The following is a 20,894-nucleotide window of genomic DNA, read 5'->3' as shown; positions in this document are numbered from 1 at the left end:
GCCCCGGACAGCAGGCACAAAGGTTTACTCCTCGATGCCCTTGGTGCCCCGCCGCTTCAGGTACTTGTCCCAGTAGAAGTCGTCGGCATTATTGGCCGTGACGATCGACAGGCCGTTGTCGACGAACGGAATGCTCATCGGGTTGAAGCTGGCGCGCTTGGCGTCGTTCATCGGGTCGATGAGTTCGGGATGCTTGGCGAGCCACAGGAGCATGAAGCCCATGTAACCCTGCATGCCCTGGTTCGGGTTGATCGAGCCGAACACTTCGCCCGCCTTGATCATGTCGAGGATGTTGGCGTTGACGTCGGCGCACATGACGAGGATCTTGCCGCCGCTTTCCTTGTTGGCCTGCGAAGCGCCGATGGCCGAGTTCGCTTCCGGCATGAAGACGGCGCCAAGGTTCGGATGTGCCTGCACCAAGCTCATCAAGCCCTGATAGGCCTTGTTCGGGTCCTGGTTGGACGCAGCGCGGCCGACCAGCTTCATGTCAGGATACTTTTCGTCCATTCGGGCGATGAAGGCGGCGATACGCTTGTCGTGGTTGTCCTGGCCCGGATTTTCCAGAACGGCATATTCACCCTTGCCCCCCATCTTTTCGGCAATCGCGTCGGCCGCATAGGTGCCTTCGCGGGTATTGTCCGACGTGATGAACGAGATGCGCTTGGACAGCGGCGCGTCGGCTGCGAAGGTGACGACCGCCGTGCCCTGATCGATGGCCCGGTTGATCGGCTCGATGAACGGATCGGAGTTCATCGGATGAACGAGGATACCGGCCGGGTTCTGGGCCAGCGCCTGGTCGAAGGTGGCGATCTGTTTGTTGACGTCATATTCCGGCGTGCCGGTATAAGCCGTCTCGCAACCGAGCTGCTGACCGGCCTGCTTGAACATTTCATAGACCGGGAACCAATATTCGACGCCCGAAACCATGACATTCATGACGTATTTTTCACCGGGCTTGCAGCGGAACGGATTTTCCGCGTCCGCGCTGGCCACGCCGGCATAAAGCGTCGATGCGAGGACCGCCAATGCGGTCGTGCTTAGAAATCTGCGCAAGTTTCCTCCTCGAGGCCGAAGCCCCTCCCAAATATCCGGCGGCGCCTCAGCGGCTGCCGATGATCCATTGAAGACCGGAGTTCCTCCTCGAAGTCCGGTATGGGCAGATAATCGCAACGGCGGAGCGGTGTCAATATAATTCATCATGTGAAATATATTTCAAACGTCAGCGTCCTGCATGGCGATTGTTGCCCGCATTTGGCGCTCGAAGGCACCGCTTCATGAGAGGCACTTGATGCGGCGGCTGATGAAGCCGTGGGTCGACAGGCCTGAAGACGGTCGTTTGCGGGTTCGACTGCAATCTCTTCAACCGGCCCATTGACATCGGCAGGGTTAAGGCCGAAGCCGCACTCGGCCGCGTATTCGCGGCCGCTTTTGCAAGGATGTCTAAAATGAAGACCGAGACTGGTGTAGCCAATGCCGGAAACCTGATCATAACAGGCGTCGTGCTGATGCTGCTTGGCGATCTGCTTTTTGCGCTGAACGATGCGATGGGCAAGTGGCTTGTTGCGAGCTTTGCCGTCGGTCAGGTGCTGGTGATCCGCTCGGTCGGCGCTTTCATTGTGCTCGGACCAATGATCCTGCGGCAAGGACCGATGGGTTTGTTCCGCGTCGAGCAGAAGGGCCTCCAGTTCATACGCGTTTTCATGGCGACTTGCGATGTCGCGCTGTTTTACGCCGCCGTCGCCTATCTGCCGCTCGCAGACGTCATGACCTTCTATATGGCCGGGCCGATCTACATTGCGGCGCTCTCGCATTTCTTTCTCGGAGAAAAAATCGGCTGGCGGCGTTGGCTGGCCGTTCTGATCGGCTTCGCAGGCGTCGTCATCGCGCTGCGTCCGTCAACCGCAATGCTGTCGCTTCCGTCGCTCTTCGGCCTTGCGGGCAGCCTTGCCTTTGCACTGTCGCTGGTGATGAGCCGCTATCTGCGCTCGACCAGCGACACGACGCTCGTGACATGGCAGACGGTCGCCGCGCTCATCACCGGCATCGTTTTGAGCATCGGCCATTGGCAGCCGGGGACGATTGTCGACTGGTCCGGCATGTTGCTCCTCGGCATCGTCGCCACCTGCGCGCATCTGCTGATCACCCGCTCGCTGAAGCTTGCACCGGCATCGCTGCTCGCGCCGCTCCAATATACGCTGCTGCTCTGGGCGATCATCCTCGGCTACCTCTTCTTCAATGATGTTCCCGACATGCAGGTCATCATCGGCGCCGCAATCATCGTCGTTGCCGGGCTCTTCATCTTCCACCGGAAGAATCTGAAAGAAACGGTTCCGATTGAGGCCGTCCCGCCCGACGGCCATTGAAGCTACAGCGCTGCTTATCTTCAGAGGGATAGAGACATAGTCACGTGGACTTTCCACGGAACAATCTGGACGCTTGCACGCTACTCCCGAGCATTCAAACACGGGAGATCACAATGGCGTCCATGACCCTCGAAGACCTATCCTCGCAACTGAAGAAGATCGATTTCTGCATGCTGTCTACGAACGCCGGGTCGGGCCGCATCTCGGCCCGACCGATGAGCAATAACGGCGACGTCGAATATGACGGGGATTCCTGGTTCTTTTCGTATGAAGACAGCAGAAAAATCACCGAGATCGAAGGCATCGACGCCGTCTCGCTGACGTTCACGGCGCCTCCCAGCCTCCTCGGCAAGCCGGGGATTTTCATCGCTGTCGAGGGCTTTGCCTCACTGGTACGGGACAAGGCGACATTTGAAGAACATTGGGTCCCCGATCTCGAGCGGTGGTTTCCTGAAGGAGTGGACACTCCTGGGATCGTTCTCATCAAGGTTTCGGCGTCCTCCATCCGGTACTGGGATGGAGAGGAAAACGGTGAGATCGCCCTGCCTGGCTCCGCGCGTTAAGGAAAGCATGGCCGCCCCTGCGCCCTTGCATGTTTCGATGATGCACACGGCCCGTTCTATGGATCTAATGGCCCGCCCCGCATGATGTGAGGCTGGCGCGCATTGGTCGGCAGATCACGTCAATGACCACTCTCATCCACCGGCGGCGGCTCCCAGCCGAACACGCTGCGGCCGCCGAAATCCGCGGAGTGCCGGAATTCGCCGGCGATGATTTCCTTGAGGTCGGGGCCGGTCACATAGCGTTCCATCTGCCTGGATTGGTCGTCCAGGCGCCGCAGCGCCTGCAACTCCTCCTCCCGCCCCAGCTTGCCCTTCTGCACCGCCGATTTCATCACGGCGATGGTCTCGTCATAGACCTTGAGCGGAACCGGAAAGGGATGTCGGTCCTTGCCGCCATGGGCGATCGAGAAGCGCGCCGGATCGGAAAAGCGGCAAGGCGCGCCGTGGACGACTTCCGCCACCATCGCCAGCGCCTTCACCGTGCGGGCGCCGACGCCTGGAACGAGCAGCAGCTCTTCGAAATCCGCTGGTCCGCGATCGGCCGCGGCGGCGAGATTTCCGTGCAGGCGCCGCATATTGACGTCGCTCTCGCGGACGTCGTGATGGGCTGGCATGATCAGGTGCGGCAGCATTGGCTGTTCGGCAGGTTCGGGCGCCGGTTCTTCGGCACGCTGCAGCGCGGCGGCCTCGCGGATGATCCGGTCGGGGCCGAGCGTCGCCAGCAGATCGAGCTGGCCGCGCCGCGAGCGCTCGGCGCGCCTGTCGGCCAGATTGACGATCTCGCCCTGGCTCCTTCCCTCGATTGCCGCATGCGGCGAGTCGACGAAACTCTCCAGTCCTTCCGACAGCCAGTGATAGCGCCGGGCCTGCCGCCTGTCGCCATTCATACCCTGCTGCACCACCACCCAATGGCCGTCATCGGCAACAATGAACCCGTGGAGATAAAGATCGAACCCGTCCTGAAGGGCAGCACTGTCGACCTTGGCGATGAGACGGCTCGTAGTCGCCAGCCCCTCCCCGTCGAGACCGACACGCTCGCCGATCGAGACAAGCTCCTGCGGGGTCTTGCGCGAATGCGCGCCGCGACCGCCGCAGACATGCAGGCCGAGTTCGCCGGCACGCGGCTTCAGCCCACGCTTCAGCGCCCCGAGAACGCTGGTGGTGATGCCGGAGGAATGCCAGTCCATGCCCATGACCGCACCGAAGGACTGGAACCAGAAGGGATGCGCGAGCCTGCGCAGGAATTCGTCGCGGCCATAGTGATGGACAATCGCCTCGGTGATCAGCGTGCCGAGCCGCGTCATCCGATCGCCGAGCCAATGCGGCACACGTCCCCCGTGAAGGGGAAGATCGGCGCTGCCTGCTCGTTGTGACATCTCGTTTCCTTGCACTTTGTATCGCCCGTCGTTGCCGGCATGTTCGCCTCATCCGGCGCGACAGGGAACCCAAAAATATTCCAGGCGTTTGCTCTCCCAGTGAGAGGCCGAGGCAATCATGACGACATTCGAAACCATCTTCAATGACCCGAACTTGCCCCAGACAAAATCACAACGACCAGGCGACCGCCCAAAACAGGAGGGCGGCGCCTTGCGCTTGGAAGGAAGCGCGGCGAAGGCAGCCTTCCTGATCAACGGCAACAGCTATTTCGCCGAACTGGCGCGCGTGCTGCGGCAGGCGCGGCGCACTGTCTGGATCATCGGATGGGATTTCAATCCCGACATCCGGATGCAACCGGAAAAATCCGACGAAACATTGGCCGATCTGCTGCATGCCCTGGCCGCGGTAAATCCCAAGCTTGAAATACGCATCCTCATCTGGACGCTCGGGCCGATCTATTCGGAGAAATCCCTGCAGGTGCTGCGAAAGAAGAACTTTCCCAGGAATGCACGGATCGATCTGCGCTTCGAGCTTCAGCCGACATTGCGCGGCTGCCACCATCAGAAGCTCGTCTGCATCGACGACGCCGTCGCCTTCATCGGCGGCATAGACCTGACGTCGCGGCGATGGGATACCCGGCGCCATCGCGCCGAGGAGAAACTGCGGCGCGACCCGGAGGGCGTTTCCTACGATCCGCTCCACGACGTTCAGGCAATGGTCACCGGCGATGCCGCCAGGCTGATCGGCGACATCGCCAGGCAGCGCTGGGAAAATGCCACCGGCGAGATCCACCTGCCGTTGGCCGAAAATTTCCCCTTCGCCTGGCCGGACGATCTCGCCATTTCCATGAGGGAGGTTGCGGTCAGCTTCGCGCTGACGGAGCCTTCGACCGCACTTCGCCCCGGCATTAGCGACGGCATCGCCATGACATCGGACGTCATCGCCCGCGCGCGGCGGCAGCTCTACATCGAGGCGCAATATCTCGCGTCCTTCCGCGTTGCCGACGCCATTGCCGCGCGGCTGCAGGAGGAAGACGGGCCTGAGGTCGTCATCATCTGTACGCGAAGTTCTCACGGGCTGATCGAAAAGCTCGTCATGGGCGGCAATCGCGACCGCGTCATCCGCCGCCTCAAACGCGCCGATCGCGCCGGCCGTTTGCGTGTCTATTACGCGGTCACGCCGGGAGAGGACGGCGAGGTGGAGGTGCTCGTCCATTCCAAACTGATAATCGCCGATGACGAACTGGTCCGCATCGGCTCCTCCAACCTCAACAATCGCTCGGAAGGGCTGGATTGCGAATGCGACATGCTGTTCGAGGCTGGCAATGACGAGCACCGCCGCGCAATCGCGGATTTACGCAATCGCCTGCTTTCGGAATATCTCGGAACCAAACCCGAAAGCTTTGCCGCAGCCTTTGCGCAAAGCGGCTCGGTCATCGCTGCGGTCGATGCGCTCAATGACGGGCCTCGGGGCTTGCGGGAATTCACCGTCGCGCTGTCGGGCAGCATTTCACCGATTACAGGCACAGGCCTCTTCGACCCGGTTCGACCCTTCGCACCCTTAGACCGACTGGGCCTCGGCGCGCTCGTCCGCCTCCTCATCCGGCCGGCGTGATCTCCGCCGGAAGATCATCTCGCTGATGACGAGAAGCGTGGATCCGAGCGCCAGCGGGATGAAGAAATAGGCGCAGCGGAACGCAATCAGCGCGCCGATCGAGGCCTCCTTCGGCACGGCATAGGAAACGGTCGCCTCGAGCACACCGAGGCCGCCCGGAACATGTGTTGCGAGAATTGCCGAATTGGCGAGCACGTAAGCCGTCACCGACCGGAAAAAGGCGACGTCGCCAAAGGCCGAGAGCATCTGGTGCAGACAGGCGGAGACGAGCATGAAGTTGAGCGTCCCGACCCCGACCTGCGCGACCGCGGTCGAAAATCGCGGCAGCTGAAACGACCAGCGCCACATCCGCAACGTGCCGCGGATGAAGAACGCCAGGCCCGTATAGACAACCGGCACGACCAGCGCCACCGCGCCGAAGATGCCCACACTTCCCGGATCAATGCGCAGCAGACGCCCGGCATCACCGGGATTGACGATCATGGCGAGACCGCCAAGCGTGATCAGCCCCAACCCCACCGTGACGCCACAAAACAGGATGACCTTCGCCACGTCCTCCGCCGTCAGCCCCCAGCGAGAATAGAAACGATAGCGGAAGGCGCCGCTGCTCAGGCCGGCAAAGCCGATATTGTGGCCGAGCGACAGGCTGATGAATGAAGTCAGCGCTATCCTGTAATAGGGCAAGGATTTGCCGAGCGAACGGATCGCCAGCAGATCGAAACAGCTGAGGCACAGATAGGATGCCGCCGCAAACAGAAGGGCTGTGCAGAAGGTCGAAAAAGGAATGCTGCGAACCGACTGGACGATCTGCTCGAGACTATACTGTTGGAAGATCCGATAGAGGAGAAAGACCGCAAGGCAAAGCGCGGCCACGAGCAGTCCATTCCAGATTACGCTTTTCAAGCTCATCGATTGTCCGTTTCCGAGATGCGAGCGCGACGGCTCGATGATCTGGAACGATCAAACGAGTTCTGTGTTCCCCAGGGAGAACACGTTCTATGTTCTCCCTGGGGAGGAACGAGTTCCGTGTTCTCCCGGAGGGAACAAGCTTTTCAGCGGGGCCAATGCCGAATAAATCGATCAAACTTCTGACCTATAACGTGCACAGCTGTATCGGCAGCGACCGGAAGCTCGATCCCGGCCGCATCGCTTCCGTCATCGCCGAGGCCGGGGCCGATATCGTCGCGCTTCAGGAGGTCGATGTCCTCAGGCGCAGGACCGGCGGCGTCGACCAGGCCCATATGATTGCCTCGCTGCTGAAGATGCAGGCGCATTTCCATCCAGCGCTGTCGGTTGCCGAGGAGCAATATGGCGACGCGATCATCACCGCGCTGCCGACGGGCGCGGTCAAGGCCGGCCCGCTGCCATCCATCGGCGAACAGCGCGGAGCGCTGTCCGTCGAAATACTGGTCGGCGACCGAAAACTGCTGGTCGTCAACACCCATCTCGGCCTTCGCGGACGCGAGCGTATCCGGCAGATGACGACACTGCTGAACTCCGGCTGGCTGCGCGGCACGGCGGACGAAGCGCTTCCCAGCATTCTTTGCGGCGATTTCAACGCCATTCCGTCGTCGGCGACTTACCGACTTGCCGCGCGCTCATTAAAGGACGCCCAGCTCGCAGGCAGCAACGCGCCGAGAGCGACCTTTCCATCCCGCTACCCGCTGATGCGCCTCGACCACATCTTCGTCACCGAGGATCTCATCGTCAAACAGGCGGCGGTCCTGGAAAACCGGCTTACAAGAGTCGCCTCCGACCACCTGCCTCTGCTAGCGGAAATCGGTTTCGCGTGATCAGTCGTCGACGCTGACAGACGTCACCTGGCGAACTTCCGGTTCATCGCCGCCGCCACCAACGGCACCGCCGTCGTCGCCACGGCTCCCAGAGGCAGCCGCCGGATGCCCCGCGTAACGACGAATGCTGCCGCCATCGCGCCTGCCAGCTTGAGCCAGGGCTGATTGCCGAGCTGTGCATGGGCGCTTGCATCGGCCCAACGGACGTTCTCCGCAACGACGGTCGCAGCCTGATGCTGGATCACGTGAAGGCGCGCGCGGAGGTTTTCGATCTCTTCTCTCAGTTCTCGCAAGCGGCCTTCCAGGGCATGACCATCGGAGACATCACCATCAGAGACCAGGAGAGGTTCCTCGACGATGTCGCCAACCGGATCATGACCACCGAGTGTTGCAATATACGCCCGATAGTCGGCCTCGCTCGCGAAACCCTCACGTCTGATGAGATCGGGATTGATGGTGGCTTCTTCGAAAGCCGCGGGTGCGGTGCCGGCACCGCCGGGCATACCCCTATTTGTGCCGATCTCTCCGCGTTCGTCCTTCAACATGATGCGTCTCCAGTTGTTTCCTGGCGATAGAACGTCTGACGGCTCAGAAGGATGCATCGGCCGCCGCTTCCCAGGCTGGACAAAATGCTGGTTTCGGCGAATATTGAAACGAATATTTCACGAGTCGTGCAGTATGAAATATCTATTCCACTGATGCGTCATGCGTCCGGCAGGGATTATGTGCAGAACCGGTTCGAGGGGATCGGCATCTTCACCCGAGATTGATTGTTCTTCTTCAGGCATTTCCTTCCGACGGATCCAGGAATTTCGGAAGGTCAAGAGGAAGGGGCGAACGGCCGCTGGTTGCGAGCAAACCTGTGCGGCGACCGCCTCAGGCGGAAGAGGATTTTCACTCGACGGGAGGCGAACTGCAACAGCCCCTGCGCCCGGCGCCGTAACGAGACGCTGTGAGCCGAGGAGGGACTCATGTTGGGAAGGCTATTGTCACGCGTTCGAATCCAGACGCAGGTGATGGTGTTCATCATTCCGTTCGTCTTGAGCATCATGGCCGTGGGCGCGACAGGTTTTTATGCGTCGAGCCTGCTCCAGGGGCGGATGGATATTTCCAATTCCGTCCTGCAGTCCTTGAGCGGCTTTCGGGATTTGTCGGCCGCGATGGGCGAGTTCCTCACCAATGCCACGCAAGAAAACCGGGATGTCGTCACCCGAAAACTTGCCGATCAACGCACCCTTCTGAAAGCCGGCATCGATAAGCTCGCCGCCGATCGCAGCGGTCAGCAGGAGCTCGAGCAGGCGCAATCCTCCATCGACGGAATTTCAACCCGCATGGATTCGCTCTGGCGACTTCAGGAGAACCGGGCGGCGCTGCTCATCGATCTTCAGAAGGCATTAAGCGTCGTCGTGTCGTCCCAGACGGATATCGTCGAAGGTACCAAGGTTCTTCAGCGGGCTGCCGACAGCCAGGAGGACGAAGCACGCAACATGCTGGGCGATGCGCAGCGTATTTCGGACTTCTTGTCCTTCGCCCAGACGTTTAACGACAAGGTTCAAGCCGCCGGTATCGGCGGGCCCGACATGGAAGAACTCGGCCGGCAGCAGCGGGTCCTGGCGATGGCGCTGGCCGGCGAAGCGCCGGAGGCCAAAAAGGCGATCGACGACGCCATTGTTTCCTTGAAGCCGCTTGTCGAGGCCACCGGTCAAACCGAGGAACGCGCAGCCGGCCTCAGCAATGCGATGGGCCAGATCGTCGGCAGACTGCCTGAATTGCAGGCGGCCGCCGCACGGCGGGTGAAGGCGGCAACGGAAAAGGCGGCCGAGATTGCCAAGCCGGTCGAGCGCGCCAAGACCAGCCAGAGAGACGGCCAGAAACTGATCACGTCGGCTTACGTGATTCAGATCGTCATGGCCAAACTGACGCTCGCGCCGACGGACGCCAATCTTCAGAGACTCTCGCAGGAAATTACCGCTGTCAGGAAAGGCCTGGACATGCTGATTTCCAACGCCGGCAGCGTTGCGCAGTTCGACAAACTCAAATCGAAGCTTCTGCCGGCGCTGGACAAGATGCAGGAGGCTGCCGCGGACCTCGTCCACATCAGCGCACAGCGCCAGGAGGAATTCCGTTCGGCCGCCGCCGACGTGGACGGGATGTGGTCTCAACTGACGGCTTTCGCCGAAATGCAGCGGCAGAACGCGGCCGACGAACGCACGGACGCCAACTCGATGTCTCTCGGCACGACGATCCTCGGCGTGGTGATCGCGATCCTCGCAGGCGTCGGGCTGACCGTGACGCTCAAGGGCCCGATCAATCAGATCACCTCGGCCATGAGGCGCCTGGCGGATGGCAAGCTCGAAACATCAATCGTTGGCGAGCGCCGGGCCGATGAAATCGGCGATATGGCCCGCGCGCTCGGCGTATTCAAGAACAATGCCATCGCCAAGGTCGAGATCGAGGAGCGCAGCGAGATCGAGCGATCGAAGGCCGAAGAGGAAAGGCATCGCAACGATGAGGAAAAACGCGCGGTCGAAGAGCAGATAGACTTCGCGGTGACGGCACTGGCGCAGGGTCTTGGTCGACTGGCGCAGGGCGACATTTCGCAGACGATCGCGACACCCTTTTTCGGACGGTTGGAGCAGCTTCGCAACGATTTCAACGCGTCGCTGCTGCGGCTGCAGGAAACGATCGACCAGATCCGCACGAACACCCGGATGATCGAAGGCAATGCCGGGCAAATGGATCTCGCCGCGGGCGATCTAGCAAGGCGCACGGAACAACAGGCCGTCGCACTCGAGGAGATTGCAGCAGCCATCGAAGAAATCACCACGACGGTTCGTTCGTCTGCAGCCTGCGCCGATGACGCCCATCAGATCATCACCGACACCAAACAGGCGGCCGATTCGTCATCCCAGGTCGTCGCCAGTGCTATCGATGCGATGAGCAAGATCGAAGCGGCGTCCGACGAGATCGTTCAAATCATCGGCGTCATCGACGAAATCGCATTTCAGACGAACCTGCTTGCGCTCAACGCCGGCATCGAAGCGGCCCGCGCCGGCGAGGCCGGAAAGGGCTTTGCGGTCGTGGCCCAGGAAGTGCGCGAGCTCGCCCAGCGCTCCGCGGAGGCCGGCCAAAGGATCAAACAGCTCATCGGACGTTCGCAGACGGAGATTGCCAATGGAGCGCGTGTCGTGCGCGAAACGAGCGAAGTCCTCGAAAGCATTTCGGCGAAAGTGGTCACAGCCTCCGAGCAGATGGACGTGATCGCCCGCTCGAGCAGAGAGCAGTATAACGCCCTTCATGAAGTGAATTCTTCCGTCAACCGGATGGACCAGATGACGCAGCAGAACGCGGCCATGGTCGAGGAAACCAGCGCGGCGACGAAGGAACTTGCCGACGAGACGAGGATACTCCTCCAATTGATCGATCAGTTCCAATTGGCGGAAGCGGACACGCTTCGTCGAACCGCTGCGGCATAGAACCGTCACCCCCGGCCAGCGGCTCGAGCTTCGCGACCTTCACTGTCGCGACGCGCTGAAACGCTCCGGCCGAAACTCCGCCAGCAGTGGATGGCGGCGCCCAGTGACGATTTCGTCCGCCAGCAATTCGCCGGCAATCAGGCCGAGGGTGGCGCCGCTGTGGCTGAAGGCAACGAAGTAGCCAGGGATTGACGACAGCTCGCCGAAGACCGGCTCGCCATCGCCCGGGATAGGCTTCGGCCCGACCCCATAATCTTCGATCTCCAGTCTCGGATTGCCTTCGAGAACCCTTGAGGCCTCGCGCAGCAGCCCGTCCAGCGTCGATTGCCTGACTTCGTAGCTGCCGTCAGGCTTCACGCTCACCTCTTCCTCGGACCAGGCGGAATCGAGCGCAAAGCCGCCGCTGGGCGTCGGCCGGATGGCAATGCGGGGGGTATTGAGTACGGCCTTCAGCGGGTGGCGGATCGGTTTGGTCCTGACGAGAAGGGCGACAGGCGTTGCATCCTCGATAAGCTGGCCGGCCTCGGCCACGATTGCGGGAACATCGCCGCCCGCAGCAAGCAGCACGGCATCTGCATCGCGGCGGATGCCGTCGGCCGTGATCACGCCGCAGGCCCGCCCGCCTTCGACATCGACCGTCGCGCGCCCGGCATCGGTAATGATCTCACCGCCCAGCGAGCGGAACTCTTCCGCGAGTGTGGCGATCAAGGACGGAAGATCGATCCAGCCCTCCCCGGGGTTGAAGATCGCGCCTTGCGGCGTCACGGCGCTTGCGTCGACACCTGGCGTCGTCCCGGCAATTCCTTCCCGGGCGAGCCATTGCGCGTGATAGCCGCGATCGCGCTCATAGTCGAAGATCTCGGCGATCTCGTTGCCGGCATCGTCCGCATCCCATGTCAGGCCGCCGTCGAAACGCAGCCACGGCGCATTGGGATATCGGGCGGCCAGGGTGCGATAGCGATCTATGCCGGCCAAACGCAGCCGGTGATAGGCATCGGAACGTTTACGCGCCGAGTTGAGCCAGGCAAGCGAACGGCCGGAGGCACCGTTGGCAAGCGGGCCGTCATTGACGAGCACGGTGCGGACCCCGAGCCGCGCCAGATGAACGGCCGTCGAGACGCCAAAGATCCCGCCGCCGATGACGATGACCTTCACGGGTTTGGTGGAAGCATTCATGTCGATAACCTTGTTTCCTGCTCTTTCTACATCGGGTGAAAAATCCGGTGCATCCGGCGTGCGGAAGACCGGCGCCCATGCCTTGCCTCGGGCGCTTTACAGGACCTCGGCAAGGAAGCGCTTCAATCGCTCACTTTGGGGATTGTCGAATATCTGCTCCGGGCAGCCGGCTTCGACGATGCGGCCCTCATCCATGAAGACGACCTGGTCAGCCACCCTGCGGGCAAATCCCATCTCGTGCGTCACCACGGCCATCGTCATGCCCTGGCGGCCGAGAGCGGCCATCAGGTCGAGAACGCCCTTCACCAGTTCGGGATCGAGCGCACTGGTTACTTCGTCGAACAGGATGAGTTCCGGATCCATGGCAAGCGCACGCGCGATGGCGACGCGCTGCTGCTGCCCGCCCGATAGACCTGCCGGGCGATGATCCTTGCGCTCTGCGAGACCGACCTCGGCCAAACGCGCCTCGGCGATGCGTCGCGCCTCCTGTCTCGGCATCTTTTTGATCTTCGTCAGCGAAAGCATGACGTTTTCAAACGCCGTGTGATCGGGAAACAGGTTGAAGTGCTGGAACACCATGCCGACACGCCGGCGCAGCCTCTCCGGCTTCATCGCCAGGATGCTTTCGCCATCGAGCAGGATGTCACCGCCTTTCGGTTCGACAAGCCTGTTCATGCAGCGCAACAGCGTCGATTTTCCCGAGCCGGAGGGGCCGATGATGCAGGTGACGGTCCCGGCGGCAATGTCGAGATCGACCCCCTTCAGGACGTCGAGATGGCCATAGGCCATGGTCAGGTCCCGGATATTGAGGGCCCCACCCTTGAAGCGCGGTTCCATCTCCTCGACAGATTTGGCCGCGGACTGCGGACCGGCAGCGGCCTGCAACTCGCTCACCTCGAGCAGCCCACTTGCCGTGCCGGGGCCGTGGCCTTGTTTTCCCAGGCGCAGTCGCGCATCGATATAATTGACGAAGTGGGTCAGCGGCACGGTGATGACAAGGTAGAAAACACCCGCTAGCAGCAGCGGCGACAGATTACCTGTGACGACGGCCTGATCCTGCCCGACACGGAAGATCTCCCGCTCGGAGGCGAGCAATCCGAGGAAATAGACAAGGCTGGAATCCTTGACGTTTCCGATGAACTGGTTGACCAGCGCCGGCAGAACGCGCCTGATGCCCTGCGGGATGACGATCAGGCGCATGCCCTGCCCGTAGCTCATGCTGAGCGCCCGACAGGCTTCCATCTGACCGCGCTCGACGCTTTGGATCCCCGACCGGAAGATTTCGCCGATATAAGCACCGGCGATCAGGCTGAGCGCCAGGATGCCGAGCGGAAATGGCGACGGACCGAAGATCTCCCGGCCGATCCGGGCAAAACCCTGACCGATGATCAGGATCGTGACGATCGCCGGCAGCCCGCGGAAAACATCGGTATAGAGGCGTGCCGGCAGCCGCAGCCAGCGGGACTGCGAGATGCCCATCACGGCAAGAACCATGCCGATGACGACGCCGAGCACGGTCGAGGCAGCGGCCAGGATCAACGTGTTTTTCAGGCCGACGCTGATCATGCTCGGCAGCACTTCCGCCATGGCATCCCAGTCGAGGAAGCTGCGGCGCAGATTTTCAAGCCAGTTCATCGAGATCCCCATTGGAGCCCTTGCCGGGCACGCTGCCGCTCGCAGGCTGCGATCGGCAGCGCCATTTGTCAGCCGTCCGCTCTGAACGGCCGGCCTGCGGCCTTACTTCTTGGGAAGATACTGGTCCGGCATGGGCGAGCCGGGAAACCACTTTTCATAAAGGGACTTCCAGGTGCCATCCTGCATCGCGTCGTGAAGCGCGCCGTTCAGCGCCGTCCGAAAGGCATCATTTCCCTTCTTGACCACGAAGCCCGCCGGCGCATCGAAGGACGGGATGTTTACAGCAACCTTCAGCGCGGGATAGCGCTCGCCATATTGCTTGGCGGCCTCGTAGTCGAGAAAGTGCGCATCGATCGTTCCGTTGTTGAGGGCGGCCACGGCGGAATTGTTGTCGGGGAATTTCACCAGATCGGTCTCACCGAAATTCTTGGCCGCATAGACTTCCTGCAAGGTCCCCTGCACGACGCCGAGACGCTTGCCCTTGAGGCCACTGGCATCCTTGATGGCGGCATCCGCAGTCAAGACAGAGAGATAACCGGCAAGATAGCCGTCGGAAAAGTCGACCGTCTTCTTGCGGGCTTCGGTGGTTCCGATCGCCGCAACGGCAACATCGAACCGTTCGTTAGCGACCGACGGCAGAAGGGCTGAAAATTCCTGGCCCGTGAACGTCACCTTGTCCTTTGGAAAACCGAGGCGGGAGACGACGTTGAGAAACAGCTCGATATCGAAACCCGTGAACTGGCCGTCCGCCGTCGCAAACGTATAGGGCTTGGAATCGCCCATCGTGCCAACGCTGATCACCCCGGGCTCGATTAGCTTATAGGGATTGTCAGCCGCCGCCGCGGATCCTGCACCCACTGCAAGAAGGCATGTCAAAAGGCCGGCCCGCAATGGGGCGAGGGTGGCCGCAAATGATTCAAAAGGCTTCATGTTCGTTCTCCGCTCTGAAAGGAATGCTCTTGTCGGCATTGTCGCGTCGCCCCGCCCCCGTCGCATAGTGCGGCAGAGTCTTCTGGACAAGACACCGGTCTCCTGTATAAAGAGACCGGTCTCACAACATATTTGATATCCGTCAATTGACCGGCCGTCAACAACTCTTGTAGTCCTCGGCTCATGGAAGATTCCGCTCATTCGAAACGTTCAGTCACGGTCGCCGATGTCGCGAAGGCCGCAAAGGTCTCGAAGGCGACGGCCGCCCGCGTGCTCGGCGGCTACGGCGTGGTCAGCGCCAAGATCACGGATCAGGTCATGGCGGCGGCAGCCGCGCTCGAATACCGCCCGAACGAGCTCGCCCGGAGCATGAGCACCGGAAGATCCGGCATCATCGGGGTCGTGGTCGGCGATATCGAGAACGCTTTCTTCAGCCTGGCGGTGCGCGGCATCAGCGATGCTGCCCGGCTTGCGGGCTTCAACGTCATCATCGCGAATTCGGGCGAACAGCTGGATGCGGAAAAATCGGCCGTCGACCTTCTGATCGGCAAACGCGTCGATGGTCTGATCGTCACGCCCGCTCGCTGCGACAACATCGATCACCTCCGAGATATCCGCCGCGCCGGCGTGCCGCTGGTCCTGTTCGACCGGGCCATTCCGGAACTCGATGTCGACGCCGTGACCGGGGACGACCAGGATGCGGCAGTCACCGCGACCCGGTATCTGATCGGGCAAGGGCATCGCCGCCTCGCCTACGTCTCCGCCATGGATGCCGAAGGCGGCGGGCTCACCGATGTCGGGCGAATATCGAATTCCGCCGTGCGCGAACGCGTGGAAGGCTTCGTGAGCGTCCTGACCGAGGCGGGCCTGCCGAACCCTCTTCATTATGTCAGGCTCGGCGCCACCGACCAGCAACAGACGGACGGCGTGATCAAACGCCTGGTCTCGGAGGGATCATCGCCAACTGCACTCTTGGCATCCGACAGCCTCGTCGGCTTGCGCATCTTCAAGTCGCTGCAGTCGCTCGGCCTGTCAATCCCGAGCGACGTGTCGATGATCTGCTTCCTGGATGCCGACTGGACCAGCGTCACCGTTCCACCGATCACCATCATCGACCAGCGCGTCTACGAGATGGGCAAGCTCGCGAGCGAACGTCTGGTCGCCCGCATCGAACGCACGCCTCTTGCCGTCGAACGTCTGCGCGTCAGTACGCGCCTTGTCGTACGCGGCTCCGTCGCGACGATCGGCCGGTGAGACCGCAGATCCAGGCGGAATCAATCGGTCGCACAGCAGCATTGTGATCGGCCGTGTTGTATCGATGGCCACCGATTTGTTATTGCATATAGTTCCTGTTGTCTTTGCCTGGCCTACGTTATTTAATACTGAAAATACTCGTCATGGGATTTTCAGAAAGATCATGCTCCAGTCAAATGAGGTTTCATCTGAGCTGATAGATTTGATCTATGGAAGTCTCTTCGGTGAGTGCAACTGGCAAGATTTTCTGGATCGAGTTGCGGAAACTTCGCCCAATGGAAAAGCTGCACTCCATTACCACGATCTGGCCTCGCCTATTGCTCATGTTCCTTACGTATCGGGCTTCTCGAGGACCGAGGTCGACCAGTTCAGCAGCCACTTTGCCTCGGTGAACCCTTGGATTCCGAGATTGAGCGTCGTGCCCGTCGGCCAGGGTGTCTGTGGAGACGAAATCTTTCCACGCAAAGACTTGCTCAAATCGGAATTCTACAACGATTGGCTGAAGGGGCAGGCCGGCTGCGAGACCAGCATCGGTGTCTCCATCATCCGGGAGGAAACCCGCACCTTCGTTCTGTCGACCTGCACGTCGTCGGCAGACCCCGATTTCAACAAAGCGGCAACCGGGCGCTACACGATCCTCGCGCCGCATTTGAAAAGGGCTTTCGACTTCATTCGGAAGCGCGATCTGCTGGCACCGGAAAAACAGGCAACGCAAACCCTGTTTGATAGTATCGGCGCCGGACTGATCTACGTTTCCGAGCAAGGGCGAGCACGCCAATGGAATAGGAGTGCGGAAGCGTTCGTGGAAGCTGGCTTCCCTGTGCATATCGCGCCGGATGGCAGGCTCGCACTTCAATGCGAGACATCAGCTGCCGTTCTCGATTTCCTGACGTCCAGAAAGGGTGTGCAAACAAAGCCGCATACGGCGATTGTAAAGGGGAAGAACAAGGCCAATTACCGCATCACCCTCGTCCGACTGCAGTCCGACGCGTTCACCGAATTCCTGGAGGGGCCGACCGTGGCCGTGATCATCGAGCCGATGATCACGACACCATTCAATGAGCGGCGAGACTTCCTGATGGAAACATACAAACTGACTGCGACGGAAATCCGGATCGCATCCAGCATTGCCTCAGGCCGTTCTCCAAAGGAAGTGGCCGTAGCCGATCACATCAGCTACGAAACTGTCCGGACTCATCTCAGAAACATTTATTCCAAGCTCGGGGTCAATTCCCAGGTTGGTTTGGTGGCCCTGCTCATGCGCTGAGCATCGACGCGGCGGTCAGTTCGAGCAGAAAACCAACCCGTTTAGATCTTTGTTTTCATGCATGTCGTTGCCCAAAACCGCTGCACGCTTTTGGGCGACATGCATCAATCGTAGAGCTCACCACGACCGATCTGTGCCCTGGCAGGTTCGTCGCTGATGGCGGGATCGTCGGCCGGATCGGGATCTCTCTTGTTGGCGTCGCTCAGAAACTGCGCAGCCTTCAGGAGCGCTGAGGTTATCTCTTCGGTGCCCCATCCGGCTTCATTGGCGGCTGCAATCAGCCTTTCTAAAGCCTCGCGCGCAGCGGCGGTCGCCTCTTCGAAGCGCTGCGCAGGAGCTTCGGCCTTCGGTGGTGGAAAGGTCATCGGCATTCCCTCCATGGATTGGCTGTTGGAGATGAACGCAGCCCGCGCGAAATGGATGCATAACCGCGCTGATTTAACAAGCGAACACCCGCGGCGCGACAAGGGCCGACGACGCCTCTGCGTCAGATCACCGTCTGCAACAGAAACGGAGAGCGCTCCAATGGCTGCTGGGCGAGGATCCGCAGCATGGCGGGACCTTGTATGCCTGACGTCGTGCACGAGCGACCGTCGTGATAGACCACCGTCATCACGCGGCTGAGACTATTGTACCTGATCTCTGCGATCGTGCGCGTGTGAACCGGAAAGATAAATTCGTGGGGCTGTGATTTTCGCCCCGAAGTCTTCAAGGTCATTGCGACGCCCCCGCGAAACAATAGCATTTTGGCCCGACCGTGCCTTAACCCGAGCCTAACGACGCCTATCAAGCACATATTGCTGCGACGGTCGCGTGACATCGGCGTGACACGCAGAATCGACATTCCCAACTCAAGACCGACTTCGTGACACGTCAGTTGCAAAAGCGGCGATCAGCCGTCAATGCAATGTCCTGCGGATCTCGTGTGCAAGAACCGGCTGCGGCCAGCCTTCGACCGTGCGTGCCAGCGATCGAACAGCTTCGTCCATGTTGAAAACCATGTCCCCGAGCCGCTCGATCTCATAATCGAGCTCGTAGACCTCGACTTCGTCAAGACCTTTGCTCTGGAGCATTCGCCTCATTGCTTCGATAAGCCGCTCAGTCCGCCCAACGATATCAAGAGCGCTTCGGATAATAATATCGACCATGCACATCCCCTCGCTTCGATAACGGAGCGTCGGCCATAATCGCGATGCTGACAATCCTGAAATCTTGTCAGACGCGGCCTCGGATCGTGTCGTAGAGAGTGCTCGACTGACGCCGCGCCTAGTCGTCGTCGAGCGAAAAGACCGGCCGGTAGTGGCGCTCGGCGATCAGCAAGCTCCGGTCGGGCCGGATGATGTAGATCTCCTCGACCTGGCGTCCCCATTGATCTGTGAAGGTATGCGGGAAGGAAGAGCCGACGGGCGACTTCGTCAACTTCGTGCGCGGTTGACCATTATAGGTGATGCTGCCGGGAATGGGGGCCAGCCCCGCCGACGAATAATTGCCTGCGCCGGTGGTGCAGCCTGTCAGCACAACGGCAAGTATCAACCCAAATCCTATGCTCCGCTTCATCGAGCCCTCCAACTGCTTCGTCCTTCACGCAGCACTCGTTTTATCGTCAATGTAACAGGGGACGATAGACATTGTTCCAGAATCGGTCGGAGCAAACGCAGTCGTCCATCCCTCGTGTTGGCGTTGAATTTTTCAGAAAAAGGCGGCATTAAAAATTCATTCAAAGCGTGGCAGTGATTTAACTCTTGGATGGAACGCTGTTTACCCATGCGAATAGTTCCTGGAACCATCCTTCTGGCTGTCGCGACGATATTGGCCGCACCGGTCTTCATGCGTGCCGAACCGGTGAAATCCACGGATGTTTCCACGGTCATTCTCTCCGTTTCACCACGGACAGTTCGTTGGGCCACCGTCTACAAACATCCGGATCCCGCCGATCACGATCCCTATTACCATGTGGAGGTGATCGAGAAGGAGCAAGGTTCGCCGCCATGGCAATTCAAACGGCTTGCCGCACATCTTGTCGTAACGGCAGACGCTTTGGACAGGAGCCGTCTGAGACAAAAGGCCAAGACCTATTTTTACAAGGACCTCGAATTCCGGATCGCCCACCGAGCCTGGCGCACACAACCTCTCATCCAGCGGGACACCGGGGTTTGCCGCACGACAATTCTTGAATGCGTTGGGGCTGCAGGCAATAGGCGCCCATAATGCATGTGGATACGGTGAAGGGATGGCCGTATCAATGCGGGAGGATGAACGAAAGGAACGTTCGGCGATGCTAGCAAGCATCAGTCCGTCGAAGACCAGTCTGACCGCACTTTGCCATTGTGCTCGCCAAGCCTTGGCGACTTACGATGCCGGGTCAGCATCGTCTCCGAGAAGATGATAGGCGTCCGGATGCCCGGTATCCCTTCATTCTCCACCGCCATCTGGCGATGCAGCACTTGCGGATCCGAAAATACATCTTCCACGGTGTTGATCGGCCCGGCGGGAACACCCACGCGCGCAAAGTCGGCTAGCAAATCCGTCCGGTTGAAGAGCTTCGTGCGCGCTTCCATCACCGATGTCAGTTCCTCTCGATGACGCACTCTGTCCGCGTTCGTTTTGAAACGAACATCGGCTGCCACAGCGGATAGCCGAAGGATATCGCACACCCGTGCGAACTGACTGTCGTTCCCGCAGGCGATAATGATATTGCCGTCGGATACCGGGAATACCTGGTATGGCGCGATGTTGGGATGCGCATTGCCGAGTCTCGTTGGTGCCTTTCCCGAGGCCAGGAAATTCATCGCCTGGTTGGCCAAGACGCCCACCGTGCTGTCCAGCAGAGCCATATCGATATGCTCTCCCTCACCTGTGCTGTTACGGAGGATCAAAGCGGCCTGGATAGCGATCACCGAATAGAGCCCTGTGAAGATATCGCCGAACGCCACGCCAATCTTCTGCGGCTCCCGACTTGGTTCACCGGTCAAATCCATAATGCCCGCCATGCCCTGGACGATAAAATCGTATCCTGCGCGCCCGGCATAGGGACCGGTTTGGCCAAATCCGGTAATCGAGCAGTAGATCAGCTTCGAATTGATCGCCTTCAGGCTCTCGTAATCAAGACCGAACTTCTTCAAGGCGCCTACCTTGAAATTCTCGATGACGACATCCGCGTTGGCGATCAGTGCACGAACCTTTTCGACGTCTTCCACAGAGTTGAAATCCGCCGTGATACTCAGTTTTCCGCGATTGCAGCTATGGAAATAGGCCGCAGCGACGTCATCGCCATCCTTGATGAAAGGAGGCCCCCAACGGCGCGTATCGTCGCCATCCGGACCTTCTACCTTGATGACGGTCGCTCCCAGGTCGGCAAGTGTCTGTCCAGCCCACGGACCAGCCAGGATACGCGCCAACTCCACGACCCGAACGCCCTCTAGCGGAAACTGCATCGATAACTCCTG

21 protein-coding genes are annotated in these 20,894 nt (G+C 60.3%); 8 read left to right on the top strand and 13 right to left on the bottom strand.

Annotated features, from left to right (window positions below; translation table 11 throughout):
- Positions 1–24 precede the first annotated feature (24 nt).
- Positions 25–1,053: a substrate-binding domain-containing protein gene (locus ACMUVN_RS21480; RefSeq protein ID WP_047619177.1), complete on the bottom strand. Its 1,029-nt coding sequence runs from the start codon at positions 1,051–1,053 to the stop codon at positions 25–27.
- 392 nt (positions 1,054–1,445) lie between these two features.
- On the opposite strand from ACMUVN_RS21480, the gene ACMUVN_RS21475 reads away from it, so the two are divergent.
- Positions 1,446–2,363 carry a DMT family transporter gene (locus ACMUVN_RS21475; protein ID WP_097543762.1) on the top strand — a complete coding sequence of 306 codons (918 nt, stop codon included), beginning with the start codon at positions 1,446–1,448 and terminating at the stop codon, positions 2,361–2,363.
- 113 nt (positions 2,364–2,476) lie between these two features.
- The gene (locus ACMUVN_RS21470) at positions 2,477–2,926 is read left to right on the top strand and encodes a pyridoxamine 5'-phosphate oxidase family protein (protein ID WP_047619183.1); all 450 of its coding nucleotides are present in this window, start codon (positions 2,477–2,479) and stop codon (positions 2,924–2,926) included.
- A gap of 119 nt (positions 2,927–3,045) precedes the next feature.
- Here ACMUVN_RS21470 and ACMUVN_RS21465 read toward each other — a convergent pair whose 3' ends face one another.
- The gene (locus tag ACMUVN_RS21465; protein WP_132575492.1) at positions 3,046–4,302 is read right to left on the bottom strand and encodes a DUF763 domain-containing protein; all 1,257 of its coding nucleotides are present in this window, start codon (positions 4,300–4,302) and stop codon (positions 3,046–3,048) included.
- A 118-nt stretch (positions 4,303–4,420) separates the two neighbouring features.
- Between ACMUVN_RS21465 and ACMUVN_RS21460 the strand changes: the two genes are divergently transcribed.
- Positions 4,421–5,917, top strand: coding sequence for a phospholipase D-like domain-containing protein (locus ACMUVN_RS21460; RefSeq protein WP_097631250.1), 1,497 nt, complete (start codon positions 4,421–4,423; stop codon positions 5,915–5,917).
- On the opposite strand, the gene ACMUVN_RS21455 is transcribed toward ACMUVN_RS21460, so the two are convergent.
- On the bottom strand, positions 5,864–6,826 hold the full coding sequence (locus ACMUVN_RS21455; protein WP_063473762.1) for a lysylphosphatidylglycerol synthase domain-containing protein: 963 nt from the start codon (positions 6,824–6,826) through the stop codon (positions 5,864–5,866). The two genes, ACMUVN_RS21460 and ACMUVN_RS21455, sit on opposite strands and share 54 nt — an antisense overlap.
- Before the next feature lie 155 nt (positions 6,827–6,981).
- On the opposite strand from ACMUVN_RS21455, the gene ACMUVN_RS21450 reads away from it, so the two are divergent.
- The gene (locus ACMUVN_RS21450) at positions 6,982–7,710 is read left to right on the top strand and encodes an endonuclease/exonuclease/phosphatase family protein (protein WP_063473763.1); all 729 of its coding nucleotides are present in this window, start codon (positions 6,982–6,984) and stop codon (positions 7,708–7,710) included.
- A 23-nt stretch (positions 7,711–7,733) separates the two neighbouring features.
- Here ACMUVN_RS21450 and ACMUVN_RS21445 read toward each other — a convergent pair whose 3' ends face one another.
- Positions 7,734–8,255, bottom strand: coding sequence for a hypothetical protein (locus ACMUVN_RS21445; RefSeq protein WP_029868061.1), 522 nt, complete (start codon positions 8,253–8,255; stop codon positions 7,734–7,736).
- A gap of 426 nt (positions 8,256–8,681) precedes the next feature.
- Between ACMUVN_RS21445 and ACMUVN_RS21440 the strand changes: the two genes are divergently transcribed.
- Positions 8,682–11,186, top strand: a complete 2,505-nt coding sequence (locus tag ACMUVN_RS21440) for a methyl-accepting chemotaxis protein (RefSeq protein ID WP_029868062.1) — start codon at positions 8,682–8,684, stop codon at positions 11,184–11,186.
- 39 nt (positions 11,187–11,225) lie between these two features.
- Here ACMUVN_RS21440 and ACMUVN_RS21435 read toward each other — a convergent pair whose 3' ends face one another.
- The 3 genes from ACMUVN_RS21435 to ACMUVN_RS21425 form a co-directional block, all read right to left on the bottom strand.
- Positions 11,226–12,362 (bottom strand): NAD(P)/FAD-dependent oxidoreductase, encoded by a 1,137-nt coding sequence (locus ACMUVN_RS21435; protein WP_029868063.1) that lies wholly within the window; start codon positions 12,360–12,362, stop codon positions 11,226–11,228.
- A 96-nt stretch (positions 12,363–12,458) separates the two neighbouring features.
- Positions 12,459–13,997, bottom strand: coding sequence for an amino acid ABC transporter permease/ATP-binding protein (locus tag ACMUVN_RS21430; RefSeq protein WP_028757529.1), 1,539 nt, complete (start codon positions 13,995–13,997; stop codon positions 12,459–12,461).
- A gap of 102 nt (positions 13,998–14,099) precedes the next feature.
- Positions 14,100–14,927, bottom strand: a complete 828-nt coding sequence (locus tag ACMUVN_RS21425) for an ABC transporter substrate-binding protein (RefSeq protein WP_028757530.1) — start codon at positions 14,925–14,927, stop codon at positions 14,100–14,102.
- A 183-nt stretch (positions 14,928–15,110) separates the two neighbouring features.
- Between ACMUVN_RS21425 and ACMUVN_RS21420 the strand changes: the two genes are divergently transcribed.
- Both ACMUVN_RS21420 and ACMUVN_RS21415 read left to right on the top strand, forming a co-directional pair.
- Entirely contained in the window at positions 15,111–16,181 is a 1,071-nt protein-coding gene (locus ACMUVN_RS21420) for a LacI family DNA-binding transcriptional regulator (RefSeq protein WP_029868064.1), read from the top strand.
- A 163-nt stretch (positions 16,182–16,344) separates the two neighbouring features.
- On the top strand, positions 16,345–17,448 hold the full coding sequence (locus ACMUVN_RS21415; RefSeq protein WP_029868065.1) for a helix-turn-helix transcriptional regulator: 1,104 nt from the start codon (positions 16,345–16,347) through the stop codon (positions 17,446–17,448).
- A 104-nt stretch (positions 17,449–17,552) separates the two neighbouring features.
- Here ACMUVN_RS21415 and ACMUVN_RS21410 read toward each other — a convergent pair whose 3' ends face one another.
- From ACMUVN_RS21410 to ACMUVN_RS21390, 5 genes are all read right to left on the bottom strand, one after another.
- A complete protein-coding gene (locus ACMUVN_RS21410) occupies positions 17,553–17,813 on the bottom strand; it encodes a hypothetical protein (protein WP_029868066.1) in 261 nt (86 codons plus the stop codon).
- 122 nt (positions 17,814–17,935) lie between these two features.
- Entirely contained in the window at positions 17,936–18,166 is a 231-nt protein-coding gene (locus tag ACMUVN_RS21405) for a hypothetical protein (RefSeq protein ID WP_028757534.1), read from the bottom strand.
- 181 nt (positions 18,167–18,347) lie between these two features.
- Positions 18,348–18,596 (bottom strand): hypothetical protein, encoded by a 249-nt coding sequence (locus ACMUVN_RS21400; protein ID WP_029868067.1) that lies wholly within the window; start codon positions 18,594–18,596, stop codon positions 18,348–18,350.
- 118 nt (positions 18,597–18,714) lie between these two features.
- On the bottom strand, positions 18,715–19,005 hold the full coding sequence (locus ACMUVN_RS21395; RefSeq protein WP_029868068.1) for a hypothetical protein: 291 nt from the start codon (positions 19,003–19,005) through the stop codon (positions 18,715–18,717).
- Positions 19,002–19,319, bottom strand: a complete 318-nt coding sequence (locus ACMUVN_RS21390; RefSeq protein ID WP_165932276.1) for a hypothetical protein — start codon at positions 19,317–19,319, stop codon at positions 19,002–19,004. Before ACMUVN_RS21390 ends, ACMUVN_RS21395 begins: the two co-directional genes overlap by 4 nt.
- Here ACMUVN_RS21390 and ACMUVN_RS21385 point away from each other — a divergent pair.
- Entirely contained in the window at positions 19,213–19,656 is a 444-nt protein-coding gene (locus tag ACMUVN_RS21385) for a DUF5086 family protein (RefSeq protein ID WP_029868069.1), read from the top strand. The genes ACMUVN_RS21390 and ACMUVN_RS21385 overlap by 107 nt on opposite strands.
- Before the next feature lie 80 nt (positions 19,657–19,736).
- On the opposite strand, the gene ACMUVN_RS21380 is transcribed toward ACMUVN_RS21385, so the two are convergent.
- A complete protein-coding gene (locus ACMUVN_RS21380; protein WP_029868070.1) occupies positions 19,737–20,882 on the bottom strand; it encodes a CaiB/BaiF CoA transferase family protein in 1,146 nt (381 codons plus the stop codon).
- Between the last annotated feature and the right edge of the window lie 12 nt (positions 20,883–20,894).

This window comes from Rhizobium sp. IY2 (assembly GCF_047532935.1).
GTDB lineage: Bacteria > Pseudomonadota > Alphaproteobacteria > Rhizobiales > Rhizobiaceae > Rhizobium > Rhizobium anhuiense.
This window is presented reverse-complemented; position numbering and strand designations above follow the sequence as displayed.

Coding starts and splice junctions, on each gene's coding strand:
- ACMUVN_RS21475 (WP_097543762.1), top strand. CDS start 1,446: ATGAAGACCGAGACTGGTGTAGCCAATGCCGGAAACCTGATCATAACA.
- ACMUVN_RS21470 (WP_047619183.1), top strand. CDS start 2,477: ATGGCGTCCATGACCCTCGAAGACCTATCCTCGCAACTGAAGAAGATC.
- ACMUVN_RS21465 (WP_132575492.1), bottom strand. CDS start 4,302: ATGTCACAACGAGCAGGCAGCGCCGATCTTCCCCTTCACGGGGGACGT.
- ACMUVN_RS21460 (WP_097631250.1), top strand. CDS start 4,421: ATGACGACATTCGAAACCATCTTCAATGACCCGAACTTGCCCCAGACA.
- ACMUVN_RS21455 (WP_063473762.1), bottom strand. CDS start 6,826: ATGAGCTTGAAAAGCGTAATCTGGAATGGACTGCTCGTGGCCGCGCTT.
- ACMUVN_RS21450 (WP_063473763.1), top strand. CDS start 6,982: ATGCCGAATAAATCGATCAAACTTCTGACCTATAACGTGCACAGCTGT.
- ACMUVN_RS21445 (WP_029868061.1), bottom strand. CDS start 8,255: ATGTTGAAGGACGAACGCGGAGAGATCGGCACAAATAGGGGTATGCCC.
- ACMUVN_RS21440 (WP_029868062.1), top strand. CDS start 8,682: ATGTTGGGAAGGCTATTGTCACGCGTTCGAATCCAGACGCAGGTGATG.
- ACMUVN_RS21435 (WP_029868063.1), bottom strand. CDS start 12,362: ATGAATGCTTCCACCAAACCCGTGAAGGTCATCGTCATCGGCGGCGGG.
- ACMUVN_RS21430 (WP_028757529.1), bottom strand. CDS start 13,997: ATGAACTGGCTTGAAAATCTGCGCCGCAGCTTCCTCGACTGGGATGCC.
- ACMUVN_RS21425 (WP_028757530.1), bottom strand. CDS start 14,927: ATGAAGCCTTTTGAATCATTTGCGGCCACCCTCGCCCCATTGCGGGCC.
- ACMUVN_RS21420 (WP_029868064.1), top strand. CDS start 15,111: ATGGAAGATTCCGCTCATTCGAAACGTTCAGTCACGGTCGCCGATGTC.
- ACMUVN_RS21415 (WP_029868065.1), top strand. CDS start 16,345: ATGCTCCAGTCAAATGAGGTTTCATCTGAGCTGATAGATTTGATCTAT.
- ACMUVN_RS21410 (WP_029868066.1), bottom strand. CDS start 17,813: ATGACCTTTCCACCACCGAAGGCCGAAGCTCCTGCGCAGCGCTTCGAA.
- ACMUVN_RS21405 (WP_028757534.1), bottom strand. CDS start 18,166: ATGACCTTGAAGACTTCGGGGCGAAAATCACAGCCCCACGAATTTATC.
- ACMUVN_RS21400 (WP_029868067.1), bottom strand. CDS start 18,596: ATGGTCGATATTATTATCCGAAGCGCTCTTGATATCGTTGGGCGGACT.
- ACMUVN_RS21395 (WP_029868068.1), bottom strand. CDS start 19,005: ATGAAGCGGAGCATAGGATTTGGGTTGATACTTGCCGTTGTGCTGACA.
- ACMUVN_RS21385 (WP_029868069.1), top strand. CDS start 19,213: ATGCGAATAGTTCCTGGAACCATCCTTCTGGCTGTCGCGACGATATTG.
- ACMUVN_RS21390 (WP_165932276.1), bottom strand. CDS start 19,319: ATGACCGTGGAAACATCCGTGGATTTCACCGGTTCGGCACGCATGAAG.
- ACMUVN_RS21380 (WP_029868070.1), bottom strand. CDS start 20,882: ATGCAGTTTCCGCTAGAGGGCGTTCGGGTCGTGGAGTTGGCGCGTATC.